This is a genomic window from Calothrix sp. CBUCES-K 9914 (genome assembly GCF_059640475.1).
On record NZ_JBXXZH010000308.1, the window covers coordinates 1 to 9,820 of the forward strand.

General features: G+C 39.6%; 11 protein-coding genes. 7 read left to right on the forward strand and 4 right to left on the reverse strand.

From position 1 onward, the window contains the following. The coding region (locus AC2JBO_RS39055; protein ID WP_496959010.1) for an NAD(P)H-quinone oxidoreductase subunit H at nucleotides 1-1,100 on the forward strand (1,100 nt) is incomplete at its 5' end. A 188-nt stretch (nucleotides 1,101-1,288) separates the two neighbouring features. Here the strand turns inward: AC2JBO_RS39055 and AC2JBO_RS39060 are convergent. Then, the gene (locus AC2JBO_RS39060; RefSeq protein ID WP_496959011.1) at nucleotides 1,289-2,470 is read right to left on the reverse strand and encodes a PAS domain-containing protein; all 1,182 of its coding nucleotides are present in this window, start codon (nucleotides 2,468-2,470) and stop codon (nucleotides 1,289-1,291) included. A 192-nt stretch (nucleotides 2,471-2,662) separates the two neighbouring features. Between AC2JBO_RS39060 and AC2JBO_RS39065 the strand changes: the two genes are divergently transcribed. The 4 genes from AC2JBO_RS39065 to AC2JBO_RS39080 all read left to right on the forward strand — a co-directional run bounded on the left by AC2JBO_RS39065 (nucleotide 2,663) and on the right by AC2JBO_RS39080 (nucleotide 6,404). Then, complete coding sequence (locus tag AC2JBO_RS39065) at nucleotides 2,663-3,805, forward strand: class I SAM-dependent methyltransferase (RefSeq protein WP_496959012.1); 1,143 nt, start codon at nucleotides 2,663-2,665, stop codon at nucleotides 3,803-3,805. Between the two features lie 487 nt (nucleotides 3,806-4,292). Beyond that, the gene (locus AC2JBO_RS39070) at nucleotides 4,293-4,871 is read left to right on the forward strand and encodes a hypothetical protein (RefSeq protein ID WP_496959013.1); all 579 of its coding nucleotides are present in this window, start codon (nucleotides 4,293-4,295) and stop codon (nucleotides 4,869-4,871) included. A gap of 16 nt (nucleotides 4,872-4,887) precedes the next feature. Beyond that, on the forward strand, nucleotides 4,888-5,166 hold the full coding sequence (locus tag AC2JBO_RS39075) for a hypothetical protein (RefSeq protein ID WP_496959014.1): 279 nt from the start codon (nucleotides 4,888-4,890) through the stop codon (nucleotides 5,164-5,166). Nucleotides 5,167-5,528: 362 nt separating this feature from the next. Then, nucleotides 5,529-6,404 carry an NAD(P)-dependent oxidoreductase gene (locus AC2JBO_RS39080; protein WP_496959015.1) on the forward strand — a complete coding sequence of 292 codons (876 nt, stop codon included), beginning with the start codon at nucleotides 5,529-5,531 and terminating at the stop codon, nucleotides 6,402-6,404. Nucleotide 6,405: 1 nt separating this feature from the next. Here AC2JBO_RS39080 and AC2JBO_RS39085 read toward each other — a convergent pair whose 3' ends face one another. Together AC2JBO_RS39085 and AC2JBO_RS39090 are read right to left on the reverse strand one after the other, a co-directional pair. Further along, nucleotides 6,406-7,377: a nucleoside hydrolase gene (locus AC2JBO_RS39085; RefSeq protein WP_496959016.1), complete on the reverse strand. Its 972-nt coding sequence runs from the start codon at nucleotides 7,375-7,377 to the stop codon at nucleotides 6,406-6,408. An 85-nt stretch (nucleotides 7,378-7,462) separates the two neighbouring features. Continuing rightward, on the reverse strand, nucleotides 7,463-7,624 hold the full coding sequence (locus AC2JBO_RS39090; RefSeq protein ID WP_496959017.1) for a hypothetical protein: 162 nt from the start codon (nucleotides 7,622-7,624) through the stop codon (nucleotides 7,463-7,465). Between AC2JBO_RS39090 and AC2JBO_RS39095 the strand changes: the two genes are divergently transcribed. Continuing rightward, the gene (locus AC2JBO_RS39095) at nucleotides 7,623-7,922 is read left to right on the forward strand and encodes a hypothetical protein (protein WP_496959018.1); all 300 of its coding nucleotides are present in this window, start codon (nucleotides 7,623-7,625) and stop codon (nucleotides 7,920-7,922) included. The two genes, AC2JBO_RS39090 and AC2JBO_RS39095, sit on opposite strands and share 2 nt — an antisense overlap. 63 nt (nucleotides 7,923-7,985) lie before the next feature. Here AC2JBO_RS39095 and AC2JBO_RS39100 read toward each other — a convergent pair whose 3' ends face one another. After that, a complete protein-coding gene (locus AC2JBO_RS39100) occupies nucleotides 7,986-8,285 on the reverse strand; it encodes a nucleoside hydrolase (protein WP_496959019.1) in 300 nt (99 codons plus the stop codon). Nucleotides 8,286-8,434: 149 nt separating this feature from the next. Between AC2JBO_RS39100 and AC2JBO_RS39105 the strand changes: the two genes are divergently transcribed. Next, entirely contained in the window at nucleotides 8,435-9,787 is a 1,353-nt protein-coding gene (locus AC2JBO_RS39105; protein ID WP_496959020.1) for a tetratricopeptide repeat protein, read from the forward strand. Nucleotides 9,788-9,820: the final 33 nt, after the last annotated feature.

Below are 9,820 nucleotides of genomic sequence, written 5' to 3' on the forward strand. Positions count from 1 at the left end.
TTGTAACTCTCGACGGTGAGGACTGTATTGACTGCGAACCGGTGATAGGTTATCTACACCGAGGAATGGAAAAAATTGCCGAAAACCGCAGTACTGTAATGTATGTCCCTTACGTGAGTCGTTGGGACTATGCAGCTGGTATGTTCAACGAAGCTGTAACTGTAAACGCACCAGAAAAAATTGCTGGTATAACTGTACCCAAGCGCGCGTCATACATTCGCGTGATAATGCTGGAATTAAACCGCATCGCTAACCACTTACTATGGTTCGGCCCATTTCTTGCGGACGTTGGCGCCCAAACACCCTTTTTCTATCAGTTCCGTGAACGCGAGTTGATATATGACCTGTGGGAAGCTGCTACAGGTTATCGGATGGTTAATAATAACTATTGGCGCGTTGGTGGTGTTGCTGCTGACTTACCCTATGGTTGGGTTGACAAATGCTTGGAATTTTGCGATTACATCGTACCTAAAATAGACGAATACGAAAAATTGGTGACTAATAACCCAATTTTCCGGCGCCGTATCGAAGGTATTGGTACTATTACCCGCGACGAAGCAATAAATTGGGGACTTTCTGGTCCAATGCTGCGCGCTTCTGGTGTGAAATGGGACTTACGCAAAGTTGACCACTACGAATGTTACGATGATTTTGACTGGGAAGTACATTGGGAAACTGGTGGTGACTGCATGGCACGCTATGTAGTGCGAATGCGGGAAATGCGTGAATCAGTCAAAATACTTCGCCAAGCATTAAAAGGACTTCCAGGTGGGCCATACGAAAACCTCGAAGCCAAGAGAATGATGGAAGGTGCAAAGTCTGAGTGGAACGGTTTTGATTACCAGTTTGTTGCGAAGAAAGTCTCTCCCTCATTCAAAATTCCTAAAGGTGAAGCTTACGCGCGCGTCGAAAGCGGTAAGGGTGAATTAGGGATTTATATGGTTGGAGATGATAATGTATTCCCTTGGCGCTTCAAGATTCGTCCAGCAGATTACAATAATCTTCAAATTTTGCCTGAATTATTACGTGGGGTGAAAGTCGCTGATATCGTTGTAATTCTAGGTAGCATTGACATCATCATGGGTTCCGTAGATAGATAGTGTCGGGTGCGTTACGCTACCAAAAATTCAAAAACGAAGCGAAAATCTGGTAGCGTAACGCACCTACTAGTGGTCTGTGTCATTAATTTTGGTGTGTAGGCGCCAAATATAAGTAGAAAATCAATAAGGTGCGTGAAGGCTACCAGATTGTTGGTTTTATTTTGAGTTGTTAATAGCCTTCACGCACCCTACCCCCTAACTTCCGTGACGGTTCCTACCCATTCCCACACGTTTCCATTTAAATCAAAAACAGGTAGCCCAACTGCGAGCATTTCTTGGTATGTGCCATCACGCAGGCGAAGTCTAAATAAAGCTTCCATAGGGTGTTTTATTTCGAGCGCATCTATCCACAGAGATAAAGTTGGGTCGCGATCATCTGGGTGCAGTGCATTTAACCAGCCATATCCTTTATATTCGCCAGGTTTCTGACCTGTAAAAGCTTCCCACATTGGCACGTCTTCCATAATGCGACCGTCCGGCGCCGCAGTCCAGACAATAGCAGCAGTCACCATTTTCAAGCAGTTGTAACGTTCTTGGCTTAAACGTAGCGCTTCATCAAATTGCTTACGTTCACTAATGTTCATAATGTAACCGAGTAAACGAGCCGTATCTTTTTCAGAAGGTGGAATATATTGAGCGCGCGCAAGAATCGATTGTTCGCCAAATTCGGCGTGGTTGATACGAAACTCAATATCTAAACCTGATTCACTGTTGACTGCTTTCCAATGTGCTGCTTTAATTCGCTTTTGGTCATCGGGATGTACACATGCCAGAAATTTCGCAAAGCTCCAAGATTCATCGTCGTCTTCTTTCAACCCCATTAAATGGCGCCACTCCGAGGTCACAAAACCTGTATGTGCTTGCAAATCATAACTCCACAGCCCTATGCCGGCAGCACGTTGTACAAAATCAACTTGCTCCGATTTTTTTTGTAAAGTATTATACAACTGACGATACCGCTCCTCGGAAGCTAAAATCGCTTGTCGGTTATATTCACTCAGATGGCTACACTCAAGCTGTGCAACAACGCACGTTATTAGCTCGCGTGCCCCAATCGGTTCTACGATAAAATCATTGGCACCCTCAAACAAACCATTGACAACAGTTTCTTCGTCCGCGTTTGCTGTTAACATTAATATAGGTATGGCATTTCGATTTGCACGAATCTCGTGCAGCAGAGCGCTTCCCACCATATTCATATCTGTCACAACAAGGTCTGGTGGGTTGTTAATGATAGACATCACTGCTTGTTCCGCATTATTTGCGACTTCAACGCGCCAACGAACAGAAAGAATGCGCTGTAAGTAGTCACGCATATCAGCATTTTCATCAACAACCAGAATTTTGGCACCTGGTAGCATTGGGCGCATAAGTTAAGTCGATGCAAATAAATGTAACTATATTAAAACGGTCAAGGGTAAGTAAAAGTATTTACTATTACTCACCCTTACAAAACTTTATATAGTTTAGTTTTACTATGCCAACTTACCTATGGCATATTTAATTAATTTACGATAATTATTTTTAATATCTAATTTACTTGATAACCTCTATATATTTCAATGGATTCTATTACTTTCGTTGATGAAATTATTCACTGTATCACTTCCAAAGTCAAGCAGCGAATTACTTTTGCCGAATATATGGATATAGCGTTATACAACCCTAATCATGGCTACTATTCTCAAGAAGCAGTCAATATTGGTAAAGGGGGGGATTTTTTCACTTCGGTTCATCTCGGCGCCGACTTTGGCGAAATGTTAGCCATACAATTTGCCCAGATGTGGGAAATTCTTGGAAAACCAGCACCGTTTACGCTTGTAGAAATGGGCGCCGGACAAGGTTATTTAGCTATCGATATTTTAAATTACCTTCAAAAACATTATAGTGATTTATTTTCTGTTTTAAAATATACCATAATTGAAAAATCACTCCTATTAAGACAAGTACAACAGAAAAAATTGCAAGGTTTTTCAGTATGCTGGTGTGACTTGGTAGAAATAGAAGTTAATTCAGTGGTTGGATGTGTTTTTTCTAACGAATTGGTTGATGCATTGCCTGTACATCAATTTGTAGTAGAAGCAGGGCAATTAAAAGAGGTTTATGTTGGAGTATCTGAATCAAAAGATACATTTATAGAAATTATAGATGAACCTTCAACACCAAAACTTAGTCAATACTTTGATTTGATTGAAATTGATACAAGTAGTTACCCGGATGGATACCGTAGTGAAATTAACTTAGCTGCACTTGATTGGCTAACCCAAGTCGCAGATAAATTACAGCGTGGGTATATCATCACTATTGACTATGGCTACCCAGCGCATCGCTATTATAATCCTCGTAGAAGTCAGGGGACACTGCAATGTTACTACCAACATCGGCGCCACGAGAACCCATACATCAATATAGGAAAGCAAGACATCACGACACACGTAGACTTTACAGCTTTAGAACGATGGGGAGAAACGCGCGGGTTGACTAAAGTTGGATTTACACAGCAGGGTTTATTTTTGATGGCATTAGGTTTAGGACAAAGAATCGCAGCCCTCTCTGATTCTAGTTCAGTATCCGACATGCTGCGGCGCCGAGACTCATTACATCAACTAATTGACCCAATGGGACTAGGAAACTTCAGTGTTTTGATTCAAAGTAAAGGACTTACTTCCACAAAACCTCTCCTTGGTCTAACGATACCCAGTTAAGAGTAAAGTAAAAAGTAAAAATTAAAACATTGTTAATCTTTCTGTAAAACTAGCCGATTCAGCATTTCAACGTTTAAAGTCAAAAAAGAGACCAAAAGTAACAATCAGAAGGCAAAAAACAATGAATACTCACGATTTATTAATGTTAGTTGGACTACTTACCCCAGGTATTTTGCTCTCAGTGCTGATAATGGCAACATTTGCAGCCGGCGGCTAATGTAAATCTTGTAGAATAATCTTGTGGAGCGGCTGTCCTCAGCCGCCCTTCAAATTAAATCGGCGCCTAAAAATTCCGAAAGTCGGTAAGTTACAATAATTATCAATACTTATCTTTTAACCAGTAAAAATTAGACGTGCTTTATAGCAGTTATAAAAGTATCAGCAATGTTGGGGAAATTTTATAAAGTGTACTGTTTATGATAAATTAAAATGAAAATAAGACATTTTATTTTAAAATAAAATAAATTATTGAGCCAAAACATTCAGAATGAACGAATTTATATATATTGTTGGTGCGACGATAGAAATTAAAGCAGGTTTTGCAGTTTGGATTTCTAAGATTGAAGAATATCTCGACCTATATTATCAAGGTGAAGAAAGAAACGCTCTTGGCACAGATTTTTTTAGATGCATGTCAAAAGTGAGAGAGATTGAAAGTAACTTATTTGAAAGAGACGATGATTTTAGAGGCGTAGTAGATGACCAAAACTTATTAGCGACCGTTTGTCTAATTCAAGATACAACAATTTTTGTTGATGGAGAACGATTAGATTGTTTAGAGATAGAGAGCTTAACAAACAGTCCCTGGAACACAATAGACTACCCGCAGGTAGAGAAGAGGAAGGGTGCAGCAACATCACTAATTGAAGGAATAGTACGTGAAAGCCAAGCTCTAGCATTTAGTGGTATAGTAAAATTAATGGCAATCCCAAGCGCGAGAGAATTTTATCAAGAAATAGGGTTTATTGACACTGATGGTTCAGGAGAAATGATACTTACATCTAATGCTGCATCTGTATTTCTTCTAACTCAACAGCAAAAAAGAGAATTAAAAACTTTTGATTAATCAAGGATTTATAAATATGTCAGAAGAAAAAAAATATCAACCTACACCTGAACAAATTGCAAAATGGAAACGAATCGAAGAGCTTGAACCTACCGCAAGTGCAGGTAGTTCGTCAGAAGAACAACAATGGAAAAATGTTAAAGAATTACTTGACCCAAACTTTTTTAAAAAGAGACTTGAAGAAGTACGCGCTTATAAACAAAAACTTTTGAAAAAAGTTGCATCGGTTGAAGAATATGAAGGAGTTTTGATTGAAGCAATAGAGCGTAAACAGCGTAAAAACAAAAATAATTGATAAGCGCTAGTTTATAAAAGCTTCTATGAGAAATAGATTCCCGACTTCTTAAAGAAGTCGGGAATCTGAGTACGCAATGGCAACATTTGCAGCCGGCGGCTAATGTAATTAAGTGCTGAGTAGAAAGTGCTGAGTAAGCGTAAGGTGGGCACTGTCCACCATACAACGCCTTAAAATTAATGATCTAGACTACCAATTGATAAATGTTAGTAAATAACAGTTTTAATTAAACGTATTGTTGAGTAATAACTTTTGAAATAATTTATTAATTAAGAAGTTATTGTTCGTAGCGATTGTACTTTCAAACATAAATAATTAATAATTAGGATAGAGAATATAAAGAACAGGTATTGGGATACAGTATGAAGGTGGCATTTCTGGGAACTGGACTAATGGGGTTGCCGATGGCGCAACGGTTATTAGAGGCAAATATAGATTTAATTGCTTACAACCGTACAAAAGAAAAATTGGCACCACTCAAACTATTGGGTGCAGAAATTGCTGAACACCCACGTCATGCAATTCGCGCGGCAGACTGTGTAATTCTAATGTTGACGAATGCTCCAGCGATTTACAGCGTTTTATTATCGGATACTTCTTTTAGAATGTTAGCTGGACGCACTGTCATTCAAATGGGAACTATTACCCCGTCAGAAAGTAAAGAAATTCGCGATACCGTTGTTGCTGCTGGAGGAGAATATATTGAGGCGCCAGTTTTGGGCAGCACTACCGAAGCAACTCAGGGTAAACTAATTGTAATGGTTGGCGCCTATCGTGAACAGTATCATCGTAATTTAGAATTACTAAAACACTTTGGACAGCAACCTGTATATGTCGGACAAGTAGGAACAGCCGCAGGTTTACAACTAGCATTTAACCAGCTAATAAGTTCATTAACAGCAGCTTTTGCACTCTCATTAAAATTTGTCCAACGTCAAGATATAGATGTAAACGTGTTCATGCAAATTTTGCGTGAGAGCGCTTTATACGCACCGATTTTTGACAATAAATTACAAAGGATGCTCGAAAATAGCTATGATAACCCGAGTTTTCCCACTAAACATCTACTGAAAGATACAGATTTATTCATTGATGAAGCGAAAAACGCAGGTTTGAATATTAATGGCATTGATGGTGTCCGCACAATTCTTGATGCAGCAATCCGCATGTCATTTGCTCAAGCTGATTACTCTTCGCTTTTTGCTGCTATAACCTCATCTCCTGACGCTGAATGGTAAATTAATACACAAGAACTTTTAAATCTTCTACCAGACTTGCCAATAAATTTACAGCATCTACCTGTAACGCTACCCAAGCATTAACATTTGCTTTTGTTACATGTCGATTATCTATAATTGTTTGACCTTTAGTAAATTGACCTTGTGTCTCGATATCAACTTGCGCGCGCTGTAGTAAAAGCGTCTCTGGATAAAATAAATAACCCACAGTAGCAGCATCATGAACTAGAAAGCCTTTTACACCTTCTGTTTGACGGTAAGTTAGTGAAGTATAAGTTAGGAAATCACATAACTGTACAATAAATTTAGCTACAGGGTTTTCTGGGTTACACAAACAAACTTCCTGTGCCATTTCTTGTGTAAAAATTAACTCGTTAGTAATATCTAGCGACAATACAACAGTATCATGACGACTATTAAAAACGAGTTGTGCAGCGTCAACGTTAAAAGCGATATTAAACTCAGCTAGTGAGGTGACGTTTCCCGGTACTTCAAAGGCGCCACCCATAATAATAATTTCCTTAGCTTTTTTTAAAATACCTGGAGATTTGATTTCAGCAGCAGCAAGATTTGTTAATGGCGCCACAGCTAATAAAGTTATTTCACCAGGGTAAGCATTTAACTTGTCTATTATAATATCGTCAGAATACCGCGCGCTCCTATAATCGTGCTTAACATCAGGCAGAGTTTGTGATAAACCCCCCATACCATCGGCGCCGTGAATATACGCCGCATCCTCAACATTTGTAGGTTCTACAACGCCTTTACCTAACTCAATTTGTGCAAAGCCAGTAAAATTAAGTACTTGACTAGCGCAAGCAAACGTGGTGCCAGCATTAACGTTTCCCTCTGCCGTAGTCACAGCGACCAACTCAACAAAACCTTGTTTCACCAAACTTAAAAGCCATAGCAACGCAAAAATATCATCGCCACCTGGGTCTGTATCTAAAATAATTTTGGTTTTATTTTGCACGTCAATTGTTTAGTACGCTTAATGTTTGACTAATTTGTATTCTATTTTACCGCAAGTGATTAAAATGTGATAATAGCTATGCAGGTCATGATAATTTCAATTCTTTAATTGGTATTAAATTGACGACGTTTTCGAGTTTGACAGAGCCATTAACTTCGATTCGCTGGACTCTGAAAGGCTGCCAACTAGTGAGGTGAGGATAGCAGTTTTCCCAAACTACTGGAACTACGCAATTATCAACTTTCATGAAGGTGGCGCCCCGTACTGTTACCAAGTGGCGCCAAGCTGAGTATATGCCGGAAATCAATGAAAAGCGCTTTATCCAGATATTCAACGCTATAAACGAGTTATGTGACAAGAATCGTACTCCTAATAGGAAAATCAAGTTAGGGGATTTGGTTGAATTTTGCATGGATGAACTACGCGATTTCGATGTATCCGATTATCACTACCCTTCAGGTGACGCGCGTAAAAAGCCAGCATCCAAGCAAAAATCAAAACAGAAAGATGCGGATGGTGGTGAGGAAAGTACAATTGCCGCATAGTGTGACAATAGATATATAGGTTAACCCGCCCTACAATTTTGGCTGCCATCTTAGGTGTGAAAATTAACTTGTTAGTAAAATTTGCGACAATACAAAAATATTATTACGACTATTAAAAACGAGTTGTGCAGCATCAACATTAAAAGCGATATTAAACTCAGCTTTGGAGGTAACGTTCCCCGGAGCTTCTTTGGCGCCACCCATAACAATAATTTCCTTAGCTTTTTTCAAAATGCCAGGAGATTTAATCTCAGCAGCAAGATTTGTGAATGGGGCAACAGCCAATAAAGTAATTTCTCCAGGATAAGCATTAAGCTTGTCTATTATTATGTCGTCAGAGTAGCGCGCGTTATTATTCTCCAAAATTAGACAACAGATTATGGTTGTTGACTGTTGACTGTTGACTATTGACTGTTATCGGTCATCAGTCATCGCATATAATTTGCATATCTTTGGGCAGATGAGAGATATATCTGTTTAAACTCTCTGTTTTACTCTTGGTTCTAAAATCTATGGGTTATCGAAAAAACAGTTTAATCGCGTTTGTTGCTCTCATCTTGACTATTTCACAACCCATCGCCAATTTGCCAATATTATTCCAGGTGTCGCAGGTATTGGCGCAAACACCACAAGACCGTAAAGCTGAGGCGGAACGATTGTTACAGCAAGGTTTCGAGCAGCTTCAAACGAGTCAATTTACAGCAGCATTACAGTCTTGGCAACAGGCATTGATTATCTATCGTAAAATTAAAGATCGCTTCGGTGAGGCACGTACTTTGATTCTTCAAGGTGGTGCTTATGTTGTATTAAAAGACAACACTAGTGCGATCGCTAGTTTAGAACAAGGTTTAGCTATTGCCAAGGAAATCAATAATCAGGATTTGGAGAAACTTGCTCAGGAAGGTCTACAGTTAGCTAAAACCGAAAATGACCCCCGCACAGCAGAAGCAGACCAACTGTTAGAACAAGGTATTGAGCAGAATGAAACCAGTCAATTTACAGCAGCATTACAGTCTTTGCAACAAGCGTTGATTATCTATCGAGAAATCAAAGACCGCAAAGGCGAGGGTCAATCTCTGGGCAATTTGGGAATTGCTTACCATTTCCTAGGAGACTATGCCAAAGCCATTGAATACCACCAGCAGAGTTTGGCTATTCTCCGTGAAATCAAAAACCGTAATGGCGAGGGTCGATCTCTGGGTAATTTGGGAAATGCTTACTTCTTCCAGGGAGATTACACCAAAGCCATTGATTACTACCAGCAGAGTTTGGCTATTGCTCGTGAAATCAAAGACCGTAACAGTGAGGGTCTATCTCTGGGTAATTTGGGAAATGCTTACTTCTTCCAGGGAGATTACGCCAAAGCTATTGATTACTATCAGCAGAGTTTGGCTATTGCTCGTGAAATCAAAGACCGTAATGGTGAGAGTCAATCTTTGAGTAATTTAGGAAATACTTACTCTTCCTTGGGAGATTACGCCAAAGCCATTGATTACTACCAGCAGAGTTTAGTCATTGCACGTGAAATCAAAAACCGTAATAGTGAGGGTCGTGTTCTGAATAATCTGGGAATTGCTTACTATTCCTTGGGAGACTACGCCAAAGCCATTGATTACCACCAGCAGAGTTTAGTCATTGCACGTGAAATCAAAGACCGTAATGGTGAAGGTAACGCTATGGGTAATCTGGGACTTGCTTACCAAGCCTTGGGAGACTACGCCAAAGCCATTGATTACCACCAGCAGTTTTTGGCTATCGCACGTGAAATCAAAGACTATAATGGTGAAGGTAAGGCTCTGGGTAATCTGGGAATTGCTTACTACTCCTTGGGAGATTATAGCGGTTCCCAGTCACATGAGGTATAATAAGTAAATTAGGTAGTGCATCTCAAAAAAAGT

Bases quoted from the DNA above. Each gene is read 5' to 3' on its own strand.
- AC2JBO_RS39060 (WP_496959011.1), bottom strand. From the start codon at position 2,470: ATGCGCCCAATGCTACCAGGTGCCAAAATTCTGGTTGTTGATGAAAAT.
- AC2JBO_RS39065 (WP_496959012.1), top strand. From the start codon at position 2,663: ATGGATTCTATTACTTTCGTTGATGAAATTATTCACTGTATCACTTCC.
- AC2JBO_RS39070 (WP_496959013.1), top strand. From the start codon at position 4,293: ATGAACGAATTTATATATATTGTTGGTGCGACGATAGAAATTAAAGCA.
- AC2JBO_RS39075 (WP_496959014.1), top strand. From the start codon at position 4,888: ATGTCAGAAGAAAAAAAATATCAACCTACACCTGAACAAATTGCAAAA.
- AC2JBO_RS39080 (WP_496959015.1), top strand. From the start codon at position 5,529: ATGAAGGTGGCATTTCTGGGAACTGGACTAATGGGGTTGCCGATGGCG.
- AC2JBO_RS39095 (WP_496959018.1), top strand. From the start codon at position 7,623: ATGAAGGTGGCGCCCCGTACTGTTACCAAGTGGCGCCAAGCTGAGTAT.
- AC2JBO_RS39090 (WP_496959017.1), bottom strand. From the start codon at position 7,624: ATGAAAGTTGATAATTGCGTAGTTCCAGTAGTTTGGGAAAACTGCTAT.
- AC2JBO_RS39105 (WP_496959020.1), top strand. From the start codon at position 8,435: ATGGGTTATCGAAAAAACAGTTTAATCGCGTTTGTTGCTCTCATCTTG.